The following is a 22285-nucleotide window of genomic DNA, read 5'->3' on the forward strand; positions in this document are numbered from 1 at the left end:
TTGCTATCTTTTTAGAAAATAAACATTAACAATCTCATCCGGCGGAAGAAGTTTATGACAGTAAGTTTGATATTCTCTCTTAGTATCTTTATCTTTATTTCTGCGATAACACCGGGTCCTAATAATATATTATTGACATCCTCAGGGGCTAATTTTGGTATTCGTCGTTCTATGCCATTGTTCTTGGGCATTATTTTGGGAATACAAACAATTTTATTGCTGTCTGCTTTTGGTATTGCAGCGTTGTTGCTCATTTATCCTATCATGCATACTGGTTTAAAAGTGCTGGGGAGTCTGTATTTATTGTGGTTGGCTTGGAAAATGGCTACATCACATTATAAGCGTTTGGAAACAGGCAAGTCGGTAGACGCAGCACTTAAAATTCATCAGGGCTGGCTATTACAATTTTTAAATCCGAAGGCATGGTTGATGGGGGTGGGAGCTGTCAGTAGTTATAGTCTGACAGGGGAACAATATTACCACTCTATTTTGGTCATCAGCCTGGTATTATTCATTGCCAATATTGTCACGGGTTCAGTTTGGTTGATACTCGGCTCAATGATTAGCCGCCTATTAAGTCATCGCCGTTCATGGATTATATTTAATACTATCATGGGCATTGCGACAGCGACTTGTGTACCTTTAATCTGGCTTGGCTAATCATTGATTGGATAGAATTAACTCAGGTCAATATTTTTACTGCCAAAGAATAATGTCAGGATAAAGCCTGCGATATAAGCGACGAGCAACCCGGCTGCATATACTGCCATCCCCGTGAAAATGCCACTATTGGACGTCATCAGGGGGAGGGCCACCAGCCCTGAAGGGCCGAATACACTATTTAATCCGACGGGCAATCCCCACCACGCAATCAAACCAATAAAAAATCCACCAATGGCACCGCCGAGACAGGCAGTGACAAAAGGCTTAACACGGGGCAGCGTGACACCATAAATTAAAGGTTCCCCGATCCCGAGAAATCCCGGAATAATGGCGCCTTTGATTTGAGTTCGCAGCAGCGAATTTTTGGGGGATTTCACATACAGCGCCAGTGCAGAACCGACCTGACCGGCTCCGGCCATGGCGAGGATCGGAAATAACGAGTTGAAGCCCTGTGCATCCATCAAAGCAAAATAGACGGGGACGAAACCCTGATGAACGCCGAACATAACGGCGATCAAAAACAGCCCTGCCAGAATGGCTGTGCCGAATGGATTGCCATTCAAGTGAATGAACAGCCATGACATCGCCGTAAATAAATAACTGCCGATAGGCATAATGATGACAAAGGCGATGGCCCCCATGATGAGCAGGGTAATGGCGGATGTCAGGATCATATCCAGATCAGACGGCATTATTTTGCGGATCTGTTTTTCCACCCAAGCGCCAAGGATACAGGCAATCAAGACACCAATGATATTGCCTCGGGGATCAATGGCGAAACCAAAGAAATTGCTGATGCCAGAATAAAATCCGCTGGTGGCTTCAGCGTTATAGCCCAGTACGAACAGAGAAGCGATAATGGCTCCATTAACGCCAGAACCGCCGAAGGCTTTTTGTGCATTGTAACCAATCAGAATACTCAGGAAGCTGAACATGCCTTTGCTGAATATTTTCATGTAACCGAGTAGTTCAACCAAAGCTGCATTGGGATCTGCCACGCCTTTGACAAAAATTTGCTCCAGTAATGTAGCGAAGCCCAATAACAGGCCAACGGCAATGAAACCGGGGATCAGCGGTGTGAAAATAGTGGCAAACTTCGCTAGAAATTTATGGATTGAGCTGGTTTGTTTTTCTTTGAGATGTTTTTTATTGGAAGAAGCGATGTCTTTTAGATTGTCGGAATGAAGTTCAGCAGAGCCCGGTGTTGGTTCATTGGGGTGATGTGATTCACTTGGCCGAGTATTTTCACTGAGTAGAGTATTCATCAAGTCTGCGGCAGCCTGGGCTTTGCCGGGACCAAGAACAATCTGGAGCTGGTCATCACTTTCGATGATGCCCAAAACTCCTGCAATTTTCTTTAATCTGGCTTTATCAACAAGTGAATCATTGCGTAGAGTCAAGCGCAGGCGGGTCATGCAATTGCCGCTGTGTGCAACGTTGTCAGCCCCGCCAATGGCACTGAGTATTTCGACCAACATTTCCTGATTAATTTTGGCCATTTATAACCCCTTCAGAGAGGTAATGATTATCGGTCTTTTAATATATACCCTTCGTTTTTCAAGTTTCAGCTTTGTTGGCTTACACTCACCCCAGTCACCTAGTCACCTAGGTTCCCGGGGATTATGAAAGGCTTCTGCCTCTCACCGGAGGCCAGCCTTTGGCTGTTCAAATTCGTTCGCGGCGAATTTGTCATTCCCTTACCGTTGCGCTGAATCTTTAAATCCATTGGGTATCGCTGGCCGGATAAATCCTTGGTTTTCTGCCAATAATGCGCTGGCTTCCTCGGCATTCACGCCCGATAAAATCATCACGATTGCGGTTTTACAATGACCACCGCAGGCATTCAGTGCGTGTTCCGCTATTTCCCTGCTGCACTCAGTGGCGGCCATGACAATGTTTTTCTGACGTTCAATTAACTTCGCATTGGTCGCTTCAACATCGACCATTAAATTGCCATAGACCTTGCCAATCCGGATCATGGCACCGGTTGTTATCATATTCAGTACCATTTTTTGTGCGGTACCGGCTTTCATGCGGGAAGAGCCTGTTACAACCTCCGGCCCGACCACGGGGATGATGGCGATATCTGCCGATTGCGCCATTGGGCTGTCTGGATTGCAACTGATGCTGGCGACGGTAGCCCCGACGGATGCTGCATATTCCATCGCACCCAAAACATAAGGAGTCCGGCCACTGGCGGCGATCCCGACCAATACATCCCGTTGATTAAAGTGTAGTCCTTTAAGATCATCCATGCCCAATTGCCGATTATCTTCTGCATTTTCGACAGCTTTCAGAATTGCCTGATGCCCTCCGGCGATCAAACCGATCACTTGTTCTGGCTTGGTACCATAAGTCGGTGGGCATTCACTGGCATCTAAAATTCCCAGCCGACCAGAAGTGCCGGCTCCGCTGTAGATCAAGCGTCCTCCTTGACGGAATGCATCAGCAACTTTATCAACCACGCTGGCAATTTGAGGCAATGTTTTTTCAACAGCAAGGGCGACTTTTTTATCTTCGTCATTGATAACGCGAAGCATATCGTACGTTGATAATTGATCGATGTGAGAGCTGGCGGGGTTACGACTCTCCGTCACCATATTGGTTAGGTCTATTTTCATTATTTTCTGCCGTAAGTCATAGGAGTTTATAATGAGTTATATTATATACCGTTCGTCTTTCAAATTGCCGCCTTTGTTGGCGGGAAAATGCATCCCTGACGAATGAGTCATTCTCTTTTCGCCGCACTGTAAATTGCTTTCCATTGAATCAAGTGCAAATAACCAGTGAAAGCCCTAAGAGATAAAACAGTTTTGTGTATTTGGATAATTAAATACTGTTAATTCTATAATGTCATTATGCTTTTTAACCTGTTTAATGCCAGAGTTATTTTTATGTAATACATGATGTTTAAAAAATGAAATTTAAAATAGTTATCAATTGATAAAAATATTTCATTACACATTATGGGAAAATTCCCTAATGTATTTTAGATGTATATATTTTATTGGGTTGTTCTTAGATGAAATCATTTCACAATGAAAATTAGTGAATTCAATCTTAATAGATATTGGATTGAATCAGCGTGGCAATAAATAAAAGTAATAAGCAACAGAAATAAAAGGAATTATCAAATGCACAGGTAACCGTATATACGCAATAGATTTCAAATTGCATCGCGGCGAAAAGAAAATGACAAATTCGCCGGGAACGAATTTGGACAGCCAAAGGCTGGCCTCCGGTGAGAGGCAGGAGCCTTTCATAATCCCCGGGAGCATAGCTAACTAGGTGGCTGGGGTGAATGAGGGCAGCCAACAAAGAGGCAATTTGAAAGACGAAATATATATCTATAAAAACGGGGACTGGGGTAAGTGAGCGTAGCCCGCAAAGCTGTAACTTGAAAGCTGAAGGGTGTATATAAATTATGGGGTGTTCAAGTATGGACTCGTATGCTTACGGTAAGTTCGTTCGTGGTTTTATGTTAATATGCACGTTGATTTTTTTGTTTATTTCCATGGATGCATTTGCAAAAGATAAAGAAATCTATAATCATCATGCAGATAAAACACCTATTTACCCACAGAATAATAAAAATGAAGATGGGTTTAATATAATTTCTCAAAATATTCATACGGTTGGTAATTTACTTGTTTCTTCGCCTTCTCAAATTGCTGATCAAACTAAATCTTATGCCGTCAGTAAGTTAAATAGCGCGGTGGTAACAGAAACACAAAAATGGTTATCTCAATTTGGTACAGCAAAAATTCAATTCTCTCTTGATAGAGAAGGGAAATTGGATAATAGCTCATTGGATTTATTGTTTCCGCTTTATGATAATAAAGCGGAATGGTTATTTTTCTCTCAAGTCGGCTATCGAAATAAAGATAGTCGTAATACGATTAACTTTGGTTTAGGTGGACGTTATTTCACTCCTGGCTGGATGTATGGGCTAAATACTTTCTACGATTACGACTCGACGGGTAACAATAAACGATTCGGTTTAGGCGGAGAAGTCTGGGCTGATTATATTAAACTGTCTGCCAATACCTACTGGCGCTTGAATGGCTGGCATCAATCTGTCAAAGAGAAGGACTATGATGAGCGCCCTGCCAATGGCTTTGATCTCAATGGCGAGTTTTTCCTGCCATCCTATCCGAATCTTGGGGGAAAACTGAGTTATGAGCAGTACTTCGGTGATAACGTGGCTCTGTTTAACCGAAACACCAGACAGAAAAACCCCAGCCTTGGCAGAGTCGGCCTGACTTATACGCCAATTCCATTGATGACCGTCGGAATCGATTACAAATACGGAAGTAGCGGGCACAGTGAAGCGTTATTTCAGGCCAACATAAACTATCGGTTTGGCGTACCGTTTGGTGTGCAGATTTCACCTGAGCATGTGGCTTCTATGCGTACACTGGCTGGAAGCCGTTACGACTTGGTGGAAAGAAATAACAATATCGTGCTGGATTATAGAAAAAAACAGGAGCTGAAAGTTACCTTGCCTGCCTCCCTCAATGGATACAGCTCTCAGATGAAATTAGTGATGCCCCATATTGTCTCGGAAAAACCCATCAAGCAGATTACATGGCGGGCAGGGGGTAACTTGAGAAAAAATGGGGGAGATCTGCCGAATATCAGTGGTACGAATCCAATCGGCATTATCCTGCCGAATTATATCCTCAATGGGATAAACACGTACCCGATTTATGCCATAGTGGAAGATGAGAATGGCAGAAAATCGAAAGAAGCTGAAATGCTTGTCACGGTTGAACCTTTTGTTGTTAAGGGTGAACCGCAAATTACTCCATTGACCGATGGCTATACATTGGCGAGCACGATCACGTATGGCCATAAAGAGAATGCTCCTCTGTCCAATATTGCGTTCCAAAATATTAAATGGAGCGTTGAACTCCCTGAAGGCAGTTCAACCGATCTGAAAAAGGCGGTGAAATTAGAAGAGATCGGCTCCGGTACAAGTAACGATAAAGGGCAGTTACTGGTGAACATCACCAGTAAGAAGCCCGTTGGAAACGTTGCGGTTTACCTTGAAATGACAGGAATGCCCAAAACCAAGATTCACACAATCAATTTCAGTGAATCTCAGTACCAGATCAGTTCGATAGATGTTTCACCACACGGACCGCTTGCCTTGGGCAATAGTTATACCTTTACTGCAATCATCGTTGATGACAAGAACAATCCAGTTGCAGATAACGAAGATCTCACGCCCAAGTGGGCAATAGAAAAAGGGGTTAGCGGGATGGTGTTAACCGCGGGGCCGACAAAAACAAATGGCAAAGGGGAATTGACGGCGACCGTGATGAGTACGGCGGAAATCAAAGATGCCATAATCTCTCTTTCACTCCAGAATGGCGCAAAGATATCATCACCGGGCTTTACCTTTGTTCACGCAAAATCGGTTGATATTGACTTCAAGGATCAAATAGAAGTTTCTCCTCCCGGGCCTCTTTTAGGTAATAAACAAGATGCATATACCTATAAAGTCTTGGTTGTTGATGATAAATACAAACAACCCTTACGGAATTGGAGTTTTGAAAACGTCACTTGGAGTATTGTCGATAAGAATTTGCCGGATGATTTAATTTTTAAAGAAATTCAGAAAACGACGGATGATGGTGGTTATTTAACGGCTTTATTAGTGAGTAATGTGGGCATGGATGATATTCAAGCCAAAATAAGCGTCGTCACTAATGACAAGAAAGAAAAATCCGCTCTCGCAAAAACGCTGGTCAGCTTTAATGCCGTACCTCAAAATGCCGGAATTATGGTTATGGATCAGCATGAGCATTATTTTTACATTCCTTCTGATCAGCAGAAAAAACCATACAATGTCCATAATAAGTTACGTATTTTGTTAACCAAGGATTCTGAAACAGCATCGGACGGTCAACCTCTGCATCTTCTTGGCGAAGTCAAATATTCCACTTCGGGGCCTGTTGTAAAAGTAGACGACTCCAGAGGACATATCTCTTTCCCGCCTAAACAGTTTAGGGCATTAAAGGAGCCAACCACTGTTACAGCAACAGTAACCAATAGAGATACGAAAGCTAAGTACATCTATCAATACCATTTTCACCCACGCAGATATGTGTTTAGCCCGGATGTTGAAAATGATGGCTATGTGAAATTGGGAGAACAAACCGGGAATAGCACATGCGAAACGCTTGCCCCCCAATATTCATTGGGGCTGAGCAATGTGAAATCAATGACGGACTCTGATGTTGGAACTTCGGCTTCAACTGACACAGATAAATCTTTCTTGCATGAATATGGTCATGTTCTGGGATTAGGGCTTTTACCTTATGGAAGTGACCCAGAGGAAGTTATTAATACAAAAATAAAAGTGGCTTTCAGCCATAATCCATCCCAGTTTTTCCTATATGATTACGAGAACAAGAGAAAAATAGACGCTAATCCTGAGGATACAGCCAGATTATTGTGCAAATTGCCTGATTAAATAGTAAGGTAAAACAAAGGCTCAGGTTTCTGAGCCTTTATTATTTTTAGCCATATATGGTTTATTTAAATTATGGTAATGGTTTTCTTTAAATTTATTATTATGTTGGTTCTTTTATCGTCAGTAATGTGTTAATTCTCGATGAAAATTATCACGCCTTTATCATAAAATATCATATCAATACAGAATATTCCGATATAAAAAAGAACAGAAAATTGAAATAAGAGTATCTGTATTGTTGCAGTTACAAGAAATGAAATTCACCATCTACCCATCATTATTTATTACTGTTTGAATTTTATGCCATTTTTCTTAATTTATATAATGAATAAAAAATAGGCTTTATGATGGTATTCATTGTTATTGTTGCACTTTATTCTATTTTTAAAATTTAAGGTTATTTATTAACACGTAATGGGTGTAAATAATAAATAGCTCATAAAGTGAAACTTTATTTAATTGCCGAAACTAGAGTTAATATGAATTTTGGTTGTTTATTACGGATTACGAGTAATTCAGATATAATATTCTTATTTTTGTGTAATAACAAAATACGGAGTAATTAAATTAGCTACACAATAGTTTCACGATATGATATTTTTATTTTCATGGTTTAGCCTTTGTAAAAGTTAGTTACCAATAAATAAAAGTTATCGATTGATAACCTTAAGACCATTATTTGGATCTTGGTGCTACTCCTAACTTTACGATGTGGAATAATCATGATTGGATTGTTTTTATGATGCTTTTTCCAATTTTACATGTTAGTTAAGCCGGGATATCTGTAGTTTGCAAAATGGAAAGGGGAAGAAACATGGATGAAAGAGAGTAATTTTTTTCTTGCTTTGCAAAGGAAAATACCCTTGTTGATTTCATGTGAAATTGTTCGTTTAAGTAATCAATTTGTGCGAATAATAAATATTTTGCTAATTGTCCCCTTATTAACTAACATTCTATTAGTTGACATTTTGACAAGTTGAATTGATAAAATCTTTGGCAAAAACACTAAGTTAAAATGCTATCACCATGAATCTGTAATGTTTTGTAGTTATTTAACAATCATTGGGCGAAAGAACATGGATATACGCAATCTTGAAGCTTTTATCGTTTTGGCTGAAACTCTGAACTATCATAAAGCTTCAGAGAGACTTTATCTTTCTCAGCCTGCTTTGACGAAAAAAATACATGGTTTGGAAGACATTCTTGGGGCTTCATTATTTACAAGAGGGCCGAATGGTACGAGGTTAACGAACTTTGGGCAGAAGACTCTGGAAAATACCAGAAAGTTTCTAACGCACTATGAACAGTTTAAAAGTCAGGTACATTTTGATTCAAAAGAAAATTTGGTCAGGCATTTGTATGTCGGTTCCTGCTTTCCCATCCACAACTATTCTCAAATAGAGAAGAAGATTGCCGGAAATAAAGGGAATGTCGTACTGGCATTGGTGACCGGGCTGTCAGTTGAACAGCAGCTAAATTTATTGAATGCAGGAATGTTACATGTTGCTGTAATGCCTATGGCTTCAATTTTACATCTGGAACCCAAAAAGGTATTTACAGAAAAGCTGGTTTATATCTTTAAAAAAAGCAGTCAATTAATATCTAGTTTTAAGTCTGCTCTGAATAAAATTGGGAATGGTTTTTTTTCGGCAGCTTCATCAGAAAATAAAGAAGCGGTTGAGTTAACTGATTTCCTTAATGTTTTCCCCATTTATACCGGTGAAAATATGCATCTGTTATTGCAGACAAGTGATATCATGCTGATTATTGATATGATTACAAAAAATAGTGCTTATACGTGTGTCCCAAAACGGATGATTAGTTCTATTCCTGAATACTATATGGACTCTTTGGAAATTATTGAAACAGATAAGAAAGTTGATCTCGGTGTTGTATGGTCAAATTCAATAGATGAGTGTTTAATTAATGATGCCGAAGATTTTTCTACATGGGTTGCGAATGTATAACTCGGTGTAGTTGTTTCTTTAAAAGCATTTTTTCTTTTTACTCTTTATATGAGTGAACTTTATTGTATATGCGTCGTACTTCAAGGTGCATGTATTATCATCCCGCGACGCGGGATGATAATACGTTGCTTCCTGAAACTTGGAGTTAATAGGGTATATGTCTTGTAAACATTTTCTCAGTAATAAATGAGCAGTGAGGTTTCTTGGCATTTTCCGTTCTGTAAATAAGGAATCATATTTTCAATATTTGAGTAATTGCTTGTTTGGGCTATTGATTGATTAAATGGTGATTAAATAGACGGTAATTGAACAGACGGCGGGATATAACCGGGCATAGTATCATTATGCCCGATTATATACCCGAAAAATGGGCGTTTAATCAGCACCTTGAGCCGCATTAAATGCGTCAGTCATTTGCTCAAGTTGTTCCTGAATATCCATCCATTCTATTTCAACATCTTCTAGTTTGGATTTTGTTTCCGTCTGTTGTTGCAGGCATTCTGTTAATTCAGTTTTGCGCTCATTTTCGTAGAGATTATTGTCTGACAATTTCTCTTCTAATGTCGCCAATTCAACCCCCAATTTATCCATCTGCTTTTCAAGGGTGGCAAGTTTTTTACGCAACGGCTGAGTTTGATTGCGGAATTCCGCTTCACGCCGCTTTTGATCTTTGCGCTCTTGGGCACTGAAATTTTGGCTTCCATTTGCCACGGATTCAGTGCCCGCTTTCATTTTCTCTTGGCTGTCACGCATTTGTTGGCGCTGCAATTCTGTCAGCCATTGCTGGTAATCTTCGAGATCACCCGAGAAAGGTTCCACTTCACCGTCATGTACCAAATAAAGTTCATCTGTAGTGGAGCGCAGCAAATGCCGATCATGCGATACCACAACTAAAGCGCCCTCAAAATCGATGACAGCTTCGGTCAGTGCCTGCCTCATGTCGAGATCAAGGTGGTTGGTCGGTTCATCCAGCAGCAAAAGATTGGGGCGCTGCCAGACAATGAGCGCCAATACCAAGCGCGCTTTTTCACCACCGGAAAAACGGCCGCTGGGATCGGTCACTTGATCGCCTTTAAAACCAAAACCGCCCAGATAATCCCGAAGTTGTTGCTCAGTTTCTTGTGGCGCTATCCGGACTAAATGCTGTAATGGCGATTCATCTGCCCGCAGGTATTCCAGTTGGTGCTGTGCGAAGTACCCTAATTTAATGCCTTTTGATAAGGATATCGTTCCCTGTTGTGGCTCAAGCTCTCCTGCCAGCAGCTTGATCAGTGTCGATTTACCTGCACCATTGCGACCTAACAGGCCGATACGTGAACCCGGCACCAAGTTTAATTTAATGGAATCCAGTACGGTTTTGTCGCCATAACCCGCACTGACTTTTTTCATGTTCAAAAGCGGATTTGGCAGGCTGTCCGGTTGGCGAAAACTGAAATGGAAGGGATTATCCACATGGGCCGGGGCGATGAGCTCCATCCTTTCCAGCATTTTAATGCGGCTTTGCGCTTGCTTTGCCTTGGTGGCTTTGGCCCGGAAGCGATCAATGTAGCTTTGCAAATGTGCCACTTTTTCCTGCTGGCTTTGGTACAGCGCCTGTTGCTGGGCGAGCTTGGCTACACGTTGCCGTTCGAAAGAGGAGTAGTTGCCAGTGTATTCATACAGGCTCTGTTGCTCAATATGCAGCACTTTATCAATGATTGGATCGAGGAAATCCCTGTCGTGGGAGATCAGAATCAAAGTGCCGGTATAGTTTTTTAGCCACTTTTCGAGCCAGATAACGGCGTCCAAATCAAGGTGGTTGGTCGGTTCGTCAAGTAAGAGTAAATCGGAACGACAAATCAGTGCCTGTGCCAAATTAAGGCGCATGCGCCAGCCACCGGAAAATGAACTGACAGGCTGTTCCAGTTGGGCTTGGGAGAACCCAAGCCCATGCAGCAGACTGGAAGCCTTGGAACGGATTGTCCATGCCTGAATAGCATCGAGCAAGCCATGAATGTGGGCAATGGCGTGCCCATCATTTTGCTCGTTGGCGAGGTTCAGCTTCTGTTCCAGTTGGCGGAATTCACGATCGCCATCGATCACATATTCTAGCGCTGAGGTTTCGAGGGCTGGCGTCTCCTGATTAACCCATGCCAATGACCAATTGGAGGGAAATGTGACTGAGCCTGCTTCAGCCTGAAGTTCATTTTTCAGTAATGCCAGCAGAGTAGATTTACCGCAACCATTTTTGCCAACCAATCCTATTTTCTGGCCCGGATTTACGGTTGCGCTGGCATTGTCCAGAAGGACACGAATGCCACGGCGGATTTGCAATGAAGAGAAAACAATCATAGATGTTGTCTACTTAATATGTGTTAAGTTAATAATTAGATCATATGTATTCAATTTGATAGCTTGGCGTGCATGGTAGCGGAAAATATGTGTTCTGACACGCCTTGGGGGGATTGATGTCTTTATCACCTAATATATCGCCACCGAAAGTATTACTGTTATATATCCATCCTGAACCCCTGAATTCAGTTGCGAATAAAGCTCTATTGCGGTTTGTGCGGGGGCTGGAGCATGTGACTGTTCATGATCTCTATGGTTGTTATCCTGATTTTTTCATCGACATTGCTTTTGAACAGCAACTTCTGCGTGAACACAAAGTAATTGTCTTCCAACATCCTTTATATACATACAGTTGTCCGGCTCTATTGAAAGAGTGGATGGATCGTGTGCTGAGCCGTGATTTTGTCAACGGTGCTGAGCAGGCGTTGAGGGGCAAATACTGGCGTTCCGTCATTACGACCGGGGAGCCGGAAGGTGCCTATAAAAGAGGTGGCTCGAATCGCTACCCGATGGAGGAAATCCTCCGGCCTTTCGAGCTGACTGCATCAATGTGCCAGATGCATTGGTTATCACCGATGATAATTTATTGGGCCAGACGCCAAAAGCCTGAAGTGCTTGCGAGCCATGCCAATGCTTATCACGAATGGCTGAAAATGCCATTGTCTTTGGGAGGGTTGTGATCATGGAGACGTCAGCGCTGTTAAATGTCGGAACACTGTTCTTGTTTGCTGTTGTTGTGGCGGTTCCCCTTGCACAAAAAGCCAGGATTGGCGCGGTGTTGGGCTATCTTATTGCCGGCATTGCGCTTGGGCCGTGGGGAATCGGATTTATCAAGGATGTCGATGAAATCCTGCATTTCTCTGAGCTTGGTGTTGTTTTCCTGATGTTTATCATCGGCCTTGAGTTGAATCCGACAAAGCTCTGGCAACTCAGGCGATCTATTTTTGGTGTGGGTACGGCGCAGGTGATATTAACGGCGCTGGTGCTGGCCCTGTTGCTTTATCTGACGAATTTCTCTTGGCAGGCAGCGGTGATTGGCGGCATTGGATTGGCAATGTCATCAACGGCAATGGCGTTGCAATTAATGAAAGAGAAGGGAATGAAAGGCAATGAAGGCGGAAAGCTCGGTTTTTCTGTCTTGTTGTTTCAGGACATGGCTGTCATTCCTGCGTTAGCTGTGATTCCTTTGCTGGCTGGCGGAGCCGGCTCCAGTGACTGGTATCGCATCGCACTGAAAATCATGGCCTTTGCAGGCATGTTGCTGGGTGGGCGATATTTGCTGCGGCCACTGTTCAGGCTGGTAGTAAAATGCGGCATCAGGGAGGTGTTTACGGCCGCTTCGCTGTTGGTTGTATTGGGGGCAGCGATTTTCATGGAAAAATTGGGCTTTTCAATGGCACTGGGTACGTTCATTGCCGGTGTTTTGCTGGCAGACAGCGAATATCGCCATGAGCTGGAAATTGCCATTGAACCATTCAAAGGATTGTTGCTGGGCCTATTTTTCATTTCTGTCGGCATGTCCTTGAATATGGGTGTCTTGCTAACCAATTTATTTAGCGTCCTATTGAGCGTATTAGGCTTGGTGCTGGTAAAAGGACTCATACTTTATCTGCTCGGGAGGATATCCGGTATGAGGAAATCGTCGAGCCTGCAATTCTCCGGGGTGCTAAGTCAGGGAGGGGAATTTGCATTCGTGCTATTTTCTGTCGCGCTCGGACAAGGGGTACTGGAGCAGAATCAGATGTCGCTTTTGCTGGTTGTCGTGACATTGTCGATGATGACAACACCTCTGGTCATGCAACTGATTGAAAAACTGCTGGCACACCGTTATAACGCACAAGAAGAACACGGCGAACAACCATTTGTGGAAGATAATGACCCACAGGTGATTCTGGTGGGGTTTGGCCGTTTTGGACAAGTGGTCGGGCGCTTGCTGATGGCCAATAAGATCCGCATTACGGTATTGGAACGTGATGTGAGTGTCATTAGTACGATGCGTCGTTATGGTTATAAGGTGTATTATGGCGATGCGAGCGAATTAGAATTATTGCGTTCAGCGGGAGCCGAGAAAGCCAAGGCGATTGTTGTTACCTGTGATGAGCCGGAAGATACAATGACAATTGTGCGCCTATGCCAAAAACATTTTTCTCACCTGCATATTATTGCTCGCGCCAGAGGGCGTCTGGAAGCTCACGAACTGTTACAGAGCGGTGTGAAGGATTTTAACCGGGAAACATTTGCCAGTGCCTTGGATTTAGGACGCAAGGTTTTGATCCGGTTGGGTATACATCCACATCAGGCTCATCGTGCGCAGCAGCATTTCCGGCGGTTGGACATGCGAATGCTGCGTGAGCTTATGCCCCATTTACACGGCGATTTGGCGCAAATAACCCGTGTGAAAGAAGCCCGCAGGGAATTGGAAGAACTATTTGAACGAGAAATGATGAATGAACGTCGCCAACCGGAAGGATGGGACGAATATGAGTAATGTCGGGGTGAATTATGTCAGTAAGTCGTAAGCGTTTTATTGCGGGAGCGGTTTGTCCGAAATGCCAGTCACAGGATACGCTGGCAATGTGGCAAGAGAATAAGGTTGATATTGTGGAGTGCGTTAGCTGTGGCCATATACAGAGACAAACAGATGAGGCCGTGACGTCGCACATCCGAGGGCAAGAGCAGGTTATTGGTATTTTTACACCACAATAATTATCCCCTTTGCCTTTCAGGTGGCAGCTTTCGGAGCTGCACTCACTCCCGGCCGCCGTTTTTATCAACATGCGGTGAGCCATGTATTCGGGATAAATGAGAGGCTTTTGCCTCTCGCCGAAGGCCAGTCTTTGGCCGGGTGAATTCGTTCCTGGAAAATTTGCCATTCCCTTATTGCTGCGATGCAATCCAAAATTCATGGGAGTAAATGAACCCATTAATCTTGGTTCTAATTTATCTAGGCTCTTATTAATAAATGTTCTTATTAATAAATGTATTAACAATAAATCATGGATAAATTTCATCATTCCTAGGTACAGCGACGTAGAATTCCGTTACAATTAACGGCATTTTTTAAGCGGTAAAAAACTTTCCCTTACGGATTTTTTCCTCGGGTATGTAGGAGTTGTCATGAAAGTAGCAAAAGACGTGGTGGTAAGCCTGGCTTATCAAGTAAGAACAGAAGATGGTGTTTTAGTTGATGAGTCCCCGGTGAGCGCACCGTTAGACTATCTGCATGGCCGTGGTTCTCTGATCAGTGGATTGGAAAAAGCACTGGAAGGCCGTGAGGCAGGTGAACGTTTCGACGTAAGTGTAGAAGCGGGCGATGCATACGGTCAGTATGATGAAAATCTGGTTCAGCGTGCGCCAAAAGACGTATTTGTCGGTGTTGATGATATTCAGGTTGGCATGCGTTTTCTGGCTGACACAGATCAAGGGCCTATCCCAGTTGAAATCACTGCGATTGAAGGCGATGAAGTTGTTGTTGATGCCAACCACATGCTGGCTGGCCAAGACCTGAAATTCAATGTTGAAATTGTCGCAATCCGTGAAGCGACTGAAGAAGAATTGGAACATGGCCATGTGCATGGCCAAGGTGGAGAGCACGATCATCACCATGAGCACGATGAACATGGATGCTGCGGTGGCGGCTGCCATTAATTGAAGCGACTGAGCATTTTTAGCTGACAGCCTGAATAAACCGGCAAGCTGAAAAATCAGTAAGCAGAAGAAAAAGGGAGGCTCGCATGGGCTTCTCTTTTTTTTTTTATTTTTATCCTGTTGTTCTTCAGCCTTCCTTGGCTGATATTTTCCACCATTAATCATACTGATGCACATTAATCATGAGCATCAATAATGAGGAGGCGGAGTTTCCTCAGAAAGTGGGGCAATAATCGACGATTGGTGGGTTTTCAGACGTTCAGCCATTAGCCGTAGCTGCTCTTTCAATCTGTCGGTTTCAATTTGCTGTCTTCTGACTTCTTGGTTCAATTCTTCAATGGTGGCTTCCTGATAGGCCAGTTTAGTTTCCACCTGCTCCATTCTTTGTTCAAAATCGGATAATTCCATTACCTTTTCTCCTGCGTCTGTTTAATTAATTGCATCGTGGAACAATTGCTCGCACTAAGTAACACTATCATTAAATAACACTATAATATTCAATTCATTCAGTAAAAGCAGGTCTTGTGAAACCTCTCTACGTTAATGTTGTCTCAATGGTTTTGGAGCAAAATATAGCAAATATTGTCATAAGTTAATGTAGACAGTTATAGTAGGCGTTGCGTGTAGCTTGTGCTGACGCTGACCCCAAAAAATTATTGGAGAGTAGGATGAAATCATTGTTTAAAACAACTTTGCTGGCGACGACTCTGGCAGTAGCATTTAGTGTACCTCAAGCTTTGGCAGACAACACAGCAACCAAAAGCGACGTAAAACTGAATAGTGCATTTAAAACGGTAGAACAGCAAAATTCTTATGCTCTGGGTGCTTCTTTGGGGAGCTACATGGATAACTCACTGAAAGAGCAAAAAGCACTTGGTATCAATATCGAGAAAGCACAATTGCTGGCTGGTGTTGAAGATGCCTTGAATAGCAAGAGTAAACTGACAGATAAAGAGATTCAGCAAACGCTGATCGCTTTCGAAACCAAAGTGAAAGAAGCTGCACAAGCTAAAGCAGAGAAAGAATCCAAAGAAAATGGCGAAAAAGGTGCTAAGTATCGTGCTGAATTTGCCAAGCAAGCAGGAGTAGTGAAAACTAAGACTGGCCTGCTTTACAAAATTGAAAAAGAAGGTACTGGCAAGGAGCCTAAACCAAGCGACACCGTGGTTGTTAACTACAAAGGGACTTTGATTGATGGTCAGGTTTTCGATAACTCTTTTGATCGCAAAGAACCACTGTCCATTCGCCTGGATAGCGTGATCCCTGGCTGGATTGAAGGTTTACAGCATGTGAAGAAAGGCGGAAAAATCACTCTGGTCATCCCACCAGAATTGGCTTACGGTCAAGCCAGCGTGCCTCAAATTCCTGCCAATTCTACCTTGATTTTCAATATCGAATTGTTGGATATCAAACCAGCTGCAAAACCAGCGGCCAAAGCAAAATAATTTCTGGCGATAATTCAGAAATACACTGTCGGGGGCTTAATTGCCCCTGATTTATATGTATTTCTTTCATTTTTCATCTTCCTATGGTTATTTACTTCTGTTTGATGAGTAATAAGTATTGAATAAAGATGAATGAATTTGTCTGCTTATTATTTCCCACGGTACCACATAAAATATTATTTCTTATTTCAGTCGTAATTTCAGGCATATTAGTCGTAAAGCTGTGATAAACCCCCGTGGTATGCGCAGCAATAGCTTGACGTAAATTCAATGTAGTTTTAACGTCAATGTAGTTTTAACATTATCACCCCGAATAGAATATAAAACATTCTGCCTGCGACAGTAGAAGTTTACTGAGGCAGACACTCGGTTGTCGTAATGTGATTTTATAATAAATCTCGCGTTGAGATTTTTGGTAAGGCAAAGTTTGAGCTTGAAGGATGGTGCATTACATGTCTACCCCGTTATTAACTGGTGATAACAGTGATCTTGATTTACTGGAAAACCAACCGTTTACTGAAATAGATCATGAAATTTTAAAATCTTACGAAGCTGCTGTTGATGGCCTGGCTATGTTGATTGGTGGGCATTGTGAGATAGTTCTTCACTCACTGGAAGATCTTAAATGTTCAGCTGTCAGAATAGCTAATGGTGAACATACGGGCCGTAAAATTGGATCTCCAATTACCGATTTGGCGTTACGGATGCTGCATGATATTACAGATGAAGATAGCAGCGTCTCCAAGGCATATTTCACACGGGCGAAAAGTGGCTCGTTGATGAAATCTGTCACAATTGCTATTCGTAATCGCCAGCGTCGGGTTATTGGGCTTTTATGTATTAATATGAACCTTGATGTACCTTTCTCTGAGATTATTCAGACCTTTATCCCAGAAAAAACACACGAAGTTGCTTCAAACGTTAACTTTGCTTCTTCTGTCGATGATTTAGTGGCACAAACGTTGGAATTCACGATCGAAGAAGTGAATGCTGATCGCACGGTTTCCAACAATGCGAAAAACAGGCAGGTGGTACTAAACCTCTATGAAAAAGGTATTTTTGATATAAAGGATGCAATCAACCAGGTTGCTGAACGTTTGAATATCTCGAAGCATACGGTATATCTCTATATTCGCCAGTTTAAAAATGGTGAATATGTGAGTCCGGAGAAGTAATGTCCTCACTGTCTTATTGCTTGCTGGTCACTGGGCCAGCTTATGGTACCCAACAAGCAAGCAGTGCCTATCAATTTGCTCAGGCACTCATCGCTTCAGGGCATACGCTGCGCAGTGTGTTTTTTTATCGCGAAGGAGTCCAAAATGGCAATCAGTTGGTCTCCCCTGCCAATGATGAATTTGATCTGACCAAAGCATGGCAAACCTTGGCAGCCGAGCACTCGTTCAATCTGTATATCTGTGTTGCTGCGGCATTGCGGCGTGGGGTCGCGGATGAACAGCAAGCCCGTGAACTGGCGCTTCCTGCGGCAAATTTGGCGCAGGGTTTTGAGCTGGGTGGGTTAGGATCGTTGGCAGAAGCCATGATGCTCAGTGATCGGGTTGTACAATTTTAGGGCTGCGAGTATTTGATGAAAAAAATAGCTTTTGTATTTACTGAAGCCCCCCACGGCTCTTCTGCTGGTCGGGAAGGGCTGGATGCACTACTCGCAACATCAGCATTGACCGAGCAAATTGGTGTGTTTTTTATTTCTGATGGCGTACTTCAATTACTGCCCAATCAGCAACCGGATAAAATTTTGGCGCGTGACTATATCTCGACCTTTAAAATCCTGCCGATGTATGACATTGACAAGTGTTATGTATGCCTTGATGACCTGCTGAGTCGTGGAGGCAATCCGGCAAATGATTTTGTGCTGAAGGCTGAATTTCTTTCCTCTGGAGCCTTGCGAGATCTATTGGCGGGATATGATGTCGTGGTGAAATTTTAATCTATTGCAGGTAGGTAACATGTTATATACTGTTAGTCATTCACCTTATCATATCGACTTCAATGCAATGCTTAGCCTTGTCACTGATATTGATGATGTTTTGCTCATCCAGAACGGTGTGTTATTGGGCATCAATAATAATCGCAATTTAATGGCATTACTCAATACAGGTGCTGGCATTTATGCCCTGAAAGAAGATTTAGAGGCACGGGGGTTGTTTGAACAAATTTCTGACCGTGTAAAGGTGATTGATTACGCCGGATTTGTTAGCTTAACAGTGAAACATCAGCAAAATTTTGCCTGGTAAATGTGAATCGAACTTTTCTGCTACTTTAGCAGTATAGAAAAACGCTTTACCAGCATAGAAAAACTGTATATTTCTTGACACCTAGTCAAGTCAGCAATAAAATTCCGCGTCCTCTCGTTTTGTCATTATGGCAGGGAGAGGGTAAAATCCGTGTTTACGAAGCAAAAAACCAGGAGCTTTTTTAATAATGGCAACTATTAACCAGCTGGTTCGCAAATCTCGTAGCTCGAAAGTTGTGAAAAGCAACGTTCCTGCTCTGGAAGCTTGCCCGCAAAAACGTGGCGTATGTACTCGTGTATATACTACCACCCCTAAAAAACCAAACTCCGCACTGCGTAAAGTGTGCCGTGTGCGTTTGACTAACGGTTACGAAGTTTCTTCCTACATCGGTGGTGAAGGCCACAACCTGCAGGAACACTCCGTTATCCTGATCCGTGGCGGTCGTGTAAAAGACTTGCCAGGTGTGCGTTACCACACTGTTCGCGGCGCACTGGACTGTGCCGGTGTTAAAGACCGTAAACAAGGTCGTTCTAAGTACGGTGTGAAGAAGCCAAAGGCTTAATGGTTCTCCGTTAAGTAAGGCCAAACATTTTTCACTTTAATGTCAAAATAAACTCGTAGAGTTTTGGACAACCCTGAATTCGAAACGGAGTATTTCCATGCCACGTCGTCGTGTAATTGGTCAACGTAAAATTCTGCCAGATCCAAAGTTCGGATCTGAACTGCTGGCCAAATTTGTTAACATCCTGATGGTAGATGGTAAGAAATCTACCGCAGAAGCAATCGTATATAGCGCGCTTGAGACCCTGGCTCAGCGTTCTAGTAAAGATCATCTGGAAGCATTCGAGCTGGCACTGGATAACGTGCGCCCGACTGTGGAAGTTAAGTCCCGCCGTGTTGGTGGTTCTACCTATCAGGTTCCAGTTGAAGTTCGTCCGGTTCGTCGTAATGCTTTGGCAATGCGTTGGATCGTTGATGCTGCTCGTAAACGCGGTGATAAGTCGATGGCTCTGCGCCTGGCGAATGAATTATCTGATGCGGCTGAAAACAAAGGCGCTGCTGTGAAGAAACGTGAAGACGTTCACCGTATGGCAGAAGCTAACAAGGCGTTCGCACACTACCGTTGGTAATTCCTTTTTAGGTCAACCATCGGCAGTGAATATGTTCTGGGTAGCGACTCGGCTACCCTTTCTCTAAATTGAACGCCCACGAGAGAGGAAAAAATGGCTCGTAAAACACCTATAGCGCGTTACCGCAACATTGGTATCAGTGCTCACATCGATGCCGGTAAAACCACGACAACTGAACGTATTCTGTTTTACACAGGTGTAAACCATAAAATTGGTGAAACTCACGAAGGTTCAGCAACAATGGACTGGATGGAGCAGGAACAGGAACGTGGTATCACCATCACGTCTGCTGCGACCACTGCATTCTGGTCTGGTATGGCGAAACAGTTTGAGCCACACCGTGTTAACATCATCGACACCCCAGGCCACGTTGACTTCACCATCGAAGTAGAACGTTCCATGCGTGTTCTTGACGGTGCAGTAATGGTTTACTGTGCGGTTGGTGGCGTTCAGCCTCAGTCTGAAACTGTATGGCGTCAGGCTAACAAATATAATGTTCCACGCATCGCGTTCGTTAACAAAATGGACCGTATGGGTGCGAACTTCCTGCGCGTTGTTGAGCAGATCAAAACTCGTCTGGCTGCTAACCCAGTTCCACTTCAACTGGCTATCGGTGCTGAAGATACCTTCACCGGTGTTGTTGACCTGTTGAAAATGAAAGCAATCAACTGGAACGAAGCTGATCAGGGAACTACCTTCACTTATGAAGAAATCCCAGCAGACATGGTTGAACTGGCTCAAGAATGGCATCAGAACCTGATCGAATCCGCAGCAGAAGCATCAGAAGAACTGATGGACAAATATCTGAGCGGTGAAGAGCTGACTGAAGAAGAAATCAAGGCAGCTCTGCGTAAGCGTGTTCTGGCTAACGAAATTATCCTGGTTACCTGTGGTTCTGCATTTAAGAACAAAGGTGTTCAGGCAATGCTGGATGCAGTTATTGAATATCTGCCAGCACCTACTGATGTTGAATCCATCAAAGGTATGCTGCCAGACGGTAAAGATACACCAGCAGAACGTCACTCTAGCGATGAAGAGCCATTCTCTGCACTGGCATTCAAAATCGCAACTGACCCATTCGTGGGTAACCTGACGTTCTTCCGTGTTTACTCCGGCGTTGTTAACTCCGGTGACACCGTACTGAACCCAGTTAAAGATAAAAAAGAACGTTTTGGCCGTATCGTACAGATGCACGCCAACAAACGTGAAGAAATCAAAGAAGTCCGTGCAGGCGATATCGCTGCTGCAATCGGTCTGAAAGATGTTACTACAGGTGATACTCTCTGTGACATGAACGCACCAATCATTCTGGAGCGCATGGAATTCCCAGAGCCAGTTATCTCTGTTGCTATTGAGCCAAAAACTAAAGCTGACCAAGAAAAAATGGGTATCGCTTTAGGCCGTCTGGCTCAAGAAGACCCATCATTCCGCGTGAGCAGTGACGAAGAAACTGGTCAGACTATCATCGCAGGTATGGGTGAACTTCACCTCGACGTACTGGTTGACCGTATGCGTCGTGAATTCAACGTTGAAGCGAACGTAGGTAAACCTCAGGTTGCTTACCGTGAAACTATCCGTGCTTCTGTTGAGCAGGAAGGTAAACACGCTAAACAATCCGGTGGTCGTGGTCAGTATGGTCACGTATGGCTACGTATCGAGCCTCTGGAAGCTGGCGGTGCTGGTTACGAATTCTCGAACGAAATCGTTGGTGGTGTTGTTCCTAAAGAATACATCCCAGGCGTTGACAAAGGCGTTCAGGAACAGCTGAAGAGCGGTGTTCTGGCTGGTTATCCAATCGTTGACGTTAAAGTTGCTCTGTTCGATGGTTCTTACCATGACGTTGACTCTTCAGAAATCGCCTTTAAAATTGCCGCATCCATGGCATTTAAAGAAGGCTTCATGAAAGCTAAACCAGTTCTGCTGGAGCCAATCATGAAAGTTGAAGTGGAAACACCAGAAGACTACATGGGTGACGTCATCGGTGACTTGAACCGTCGCCGTGGTATGATCGATGGTATGGATGATGTAGCTACGGGCAAAGTTGTTCGTGCTCAAGTACCATTGTCTGAAATGTTCGGTTATGCTACTGACCTGCGTTCTCAGACCCAAGGTCGTGCTTCTTACTCCATGGAGTTCTTGAAGTACAACGAAGCGCCTAGCAACGTCGCTCAGGCTATTATTGAAGCTCGTAAAGCTAGATAAGTTTTCGAGTTTACTATCTTTTTAGCTCCCTCATCTCTGTGACGGGGGAGCAGTATTAAGGAATAGAGTCGTGTCTAAAGAAAAGTTTGAACGTTCAAAACCGCACGTTAACGTTGGTACTATCGGCCACGTTGACCACGGTAAAACTACCCTGACTGCAGCAATC

The 22285-nt window shown here is 43.4% G+C and carries 20 protein-coding genes; 16 read left to right on the forward strand and 4 right to left on the reverse strand.

Annotation, left to right across the window (positions count from 1 at the left end; translation table 11 throughout):
* Positions 1-54 precede the first annotated feature (54 nt).
* Complete coding sequence (locus tag BM100_RS17850; protein WP_092513424.1) at positions 55-660, forward strand: LysE family translocator; 606 nt, start codon at positions 55-57, stop codon at positions 658-660.
* Between the two features lie 17 nt (positions 661-677).
* Here BM100_RS17850 and murP read toward each other — a convergent pair whose 3' ends face one another.
* Positions 678-2162: a PTS N-acetylmuramic acid transporter subunit IIBC gene (gene murP, locus BM100_RS17855; RefSeq protein WP_092513426.1), complete on the reverse strand. Its 1485-nt coding sequence runs from the start codon at positions 2160-2162 to the stop codon at positions 678-680.
* Positions 2163-2360: 198 nt separating this feature from the next.
* Complete coding sequence (murQ, locus tag BM100_RS17860; RefSeq protein WP_092513428.1) at positions 2361-3284, reverse strand: N-acetylmuramic acid 6-phosphate etherase; 924 nt, start codon at positions 3282-3284, stop codon at positions 2361-2363.
* A gap of 818 nt (positions 3285-4102) precedes the next feature.
* Between murQ and BM100_RS17865 the strand changes: the two genes are divergently transcribed.
* Positions 4103-7144, forward strand: a complete 3042-nt coding sequence (locus tag BM100_RS17865) for an inverse autotransporter beta domain-containing protein (protein WP_169924747.1) — start codon at positions 4103-4105, stop codon at positions 7142-7144.
* Positions 7145-8220: 1076 nt separating this feature from the next.
* Entirely contained in the window at positions 8221-9111 is an 891-nt protein-coding gene (locus BM100_RS23195) for a LysR family transcriptional regulator (protein WP_092513462.1), read from the forward strand.
* A gap of 375 nt (positions 9112-9486) precedes the next feature.
* Here BM100_RS23195 and BM100_RS17875 read toward each other — a convergent pair whose 3' ends face one another.
* Complete coding sequence (locus tag BM100_RS17875) at positions 9487-11442, reverse strand: ABC transporter ATP-binding protein (RefSeq protein ID WP_092513432.1); 1956 nt, start codon at positions 11440-11442, stop codon at positions 9487-9489.
* 116 nt (positions 11443-11558) lie between these two features.
* Here BM100_RS17875 and kefG point away from each other — a divergent pair, with 116 nt between their 5' ends.
* The 4 genes from kefG (at position 11559) to slyD (ending at position 15090) form a co-directional block, all read left to right on the forward strand.
* Positions 11559-12122, forward strand: a complete 564-nt coding sequence (kefG, locus tag BM100_RS17880; RefSeq protein WP_092513434.1) for a glutathione-regulated potassium-efflux system ancillary protein KefG — start codon at positions 11559-11561, stop codon at positions 12120-12122.
* Positions 12123-12124: 2 nt separating this feature from the next.
* Entirely contained in the window at positions 12125-13930 is a 1806-nt protein-coding gene (gene kefB / locus BM100_RS17885; RefSeq protein ID WP_092513436.1) for a glutathione-regulated potassium-efflux system protein KefB, read from the forward strand.
* 14 nt (positions 13931-13944) lie between these two features.
* The gene (locus tag BM100_RS17890; RefSeq protein ID WP_092513438.1) at positions 13945-14148 is read left to right on the forward strand and encodes a YheV family putative zinc ribbon protein; all 204 of its coding nucleotides are present in this window, start codon (positions 13945-13947) and stop codon (positions 14146-14148) included.
* 411 nt (positions 14149-14559) lie between these two features.
* Positions 14560-15090, forward strand: coding sequence for a peptidylprolyl isomerase (gene slyD / locus BM100_RS17895; RefSeq protein ID WP_092513440.1), 531 nt, complete (start codon positions 14560-14562; stop codon positions 15088-15090).
* A 189-nt stretch (positions 15091-15279) separates the two neighbouring features.
* Here the strand turns inward: slyD and BM100_RS17900 are convergent, their stop codons facing one another.
* Positions 15280-15498: a SlyX family protein gene (locus tag BM100_RS17900; RefSeq protein WP_092513442.1), complete on the reverse strand. Its 219-nt coding sequence runs from the start codon at positions 15496-15498 to the stop codon at positions 15280-15282.
* Positions 15499-15758: 260 nt separating this feature from the next.
* Here BM100_RS17900 and fkpA point away from each other — a divergent pair, with 260 nt between their 5' ends.
* From fkpA to BM100_RS17945, 9 genes are all read left to right on the forward strand, one after another.
* The gene (fkpA, locus tag BM100_RS17905; protein WP_092513444.1) at positions 15759-16535 is read left to right on the forward strand and encodes an FKBP-type peptidyl-prolyl cis-trans isomerase; all 777 of its coding nucleotides are present in this window, start codon (positions 15759-15761) and stop codon (positions 16533-16535) included.
* A 452-nt stretch (positions 16536-16987) separates the two neighbouring features.
* Entirely contained in the window at positions 16988-17710 is a 723-nt protein-coding gene (locus tag BM100_RS17910) for a helix-turn-helix transcriptional regulator (protein ID WP_092513446.1), read from the forward strand.
* Positions 17710-18105 carry a sulfurtransferase complex subunit TusD gene (gene tusD / locus BM100_RS17915; RefSeq protein ID WP_092513448.1) on the forward strand — a complete coding sequence of 132 codons (396 nt, stop codon included), beginning with the start codon at positions 17710-17712 and terminating at the stop codon, positions 18103-18105. Before BM100_RS17910 ends, tusD begins: the two co-directional genes overlap by 1 nt.
* A gap of 15 nt (positions 18106-18120) precedes the next feature.
* Positions 18121-18480: a sulfurtransferase complex subunit TusC gene (gene tusC, locus BM100_RS17920; RefSeq protein WP_092513450.1), complete on the forward strand. Its 360-nt coding sequence runs from the start codon at positions 18121-18123 to the stop codon at positions 18478-18480.
* A gap of 19 nt (positions 18481-18499) precedes the next feature.
* Positions 18500-18787: a sulfurtransferase complex subunit TusB gene (gene tusB, locus BM100_RS17925; RefSeq protein ID WP_092513452.1), complete on the forward strand. Its 288-nt coding sequence runs from the start codon at positions 18500-18502 to the stop codon at positions 18785-18787.
* A 187-nt stretch (positions 18788-18974) separates the two neighbouring features.
* A complete protein-coding gene (rpsL, locus tag BM100_RS17930) occupies positions 18975-19349 on the forward strand; it encodes a 30S ribosomal protein S12 (protein WP_010848548.1) in 375 nt (124 codons plus the stop codon).
* A 97-nt stretch (positions 19350-19446) separates the two neighbouring features.
* Entirely contained in the window at positions 19447-19917 is a 471-nt protein-coding gene (gene rpsG, locus BM100_RS17935; protein ID WP_092513454.1) for a 30S ribosomal protein S7, read from the forward strand.
* Positions 19918-20010: 93 nt separating this feature from the next.
* Positions 20011-22119, forward strand: a complete 2109-nt coding sequence (gene fusA, locus BM100_RS17940; RefSeq protein WP_092513456.1) for an elongation factor G — start codon at positions 20011-20013, stop codon at positions 22117-22119.
* A gap of 70 nt (positions 22120-22189) precedes the next feature.
* Positions 22190-22285 (forward strand): GTP-binding protein (locus BM100_RS17945; protein ID WP_004249126.1); only part of this gene is annotated, 96 nt, incomplete at its 3' end.

It is taken from the genome of Xenorhabdus mauleonii, assembly GCF_900113945.1.
Classification (GTDB): Bacteria; Pseudomonadota; Gammaproteobacteria; order Enterobacterales; family Enterobacteriaceae; genus Xenorhabdus; species Xenorhabdus mauleonii.

Bases quoted from the DNA above. Each gene is read 5' to 3' on its own strand.
- BM100_RS17850 (WP_092513424.1), top strand. From the start codon at position 55: ATGACAGTAAGTTTGATATTCTCTCTTAGTATCTTTATCTTTATTTCT.
- murP (WP_092513426.1), bottom strand. From the start codon at position 2,162: ATGGCCAAAATTAATCAGGAAATGTTGGTCGAAATACTCAGTGCCATT.
- murQ (WP_092513428.1), bottom strand. From the start codon at position 3,284: ATGAAAATAGACCTAACCAATATGGTGACGGAGAGTCGTAACCCCGCC.
- BM100_RS17865 (WP_169924747.1), top strand. From the start codon at position 4,103: ATGGACTCGTATGCTTACGGTAAGTTCGTTCGTGGTTTTATGTTAATA.
- BM100_RS23195 (WP_092513462.1), top strand. From the start codon at position 8,221: ATGGATATACGCAATCTTGAAGCTTTTATCGTTTTGGCTGAAACTCTG.
- BM100_RS17875 (WP_092513432.1), bottom strand. From the start codon at position 11,442: ATGATTGTTTTCTCTTCATTGCAAATCCGCCGTGGCATTCGTGTCCTT.
- kefG (WP_092513434.1), top strand. From the start codon at position 11,559: ATGTCTTTATCACCTAATATATCGCCACCGAAAGTATTACTGTTATAT.
- kefB (WP_092513436.1), top strand. From the start codon at position 12,125: ATGGAGACGTCAGCGCTGTTAAATGTCGGAACACTGTTCTTGTTTGCT.
- BM100_RS17890 (WP_092513438.1), top strand. From the start codon at position 13,945: ATGTCAGTAAGTCGTAAGCGTTTTATTGCGGGAGCGGTTTGTCCGAAA.
- slyD (WP_092513440.1), top strand. From the start codon at position 14,560: ATGAAAGTAGCAAAAGACGTGGTGGTAAGCCTGGCTTATCAAGTAAGA.
- BM100_RS17900 (WP_092513442.1), bottom strand. From the start codon at position 15,498: ATGGAATTATCCGATTTTGAACAAAGAATGGAGCAGGTGGAAACTAAA.
- fkpA (WP_092513444.1), top strand. From the start codon at position 15,759: ATGAAATCATTGTTTAAAACAACTTTGCTGGCGACGACTCTGGCAGTA.
- BM100_RS17910 (WP_092513446.1), top strand. From the start codon at position 16,988: ATGTCTACCCCGTTATTAACTGGTGATAACAGTGATCTTGATTTACTG.
- tusD (WP_092513448.1), top strand. From the start codon at position 17,710: ATGTCCTCACTGTCTTATTGCTTGCTGGTCACTGGGCCAGCTTATGGT.
- tusC (WP_092513450.1), top strand. From the start codon at position 18,121: ATGAAAAAAATAGCTTTTGTATTTACTGAAGCCCCCCACGGCTCTTCT.
- tusB (WP_092513452.1), top strand. From the start codon at position 18,500: ATGTTATATACTGTTAGTCATTCACCTTATCATATCGACTTCAATGCA.
- rpsL (WP_010848548.1), top strand. From the start codon at position 18,975: ATGGCAACTATTAACCAGCTGGTTCGCAAATCTCGTAGCTCGAAAGTT.
- rpsG (WP_092513454.1), top strand. From the start codon at position 19,447: ATGCCACGTCGTCGTGTAATTGGTCAACGTAAAATTCTGCCAGATCCA.
- fusA (WP_092513456.1), top strand. From the start codon at position 20,011: ATGGCTCGTAAAACACCTATAGCGCGTTACCGCAACATTGGTATCAGT.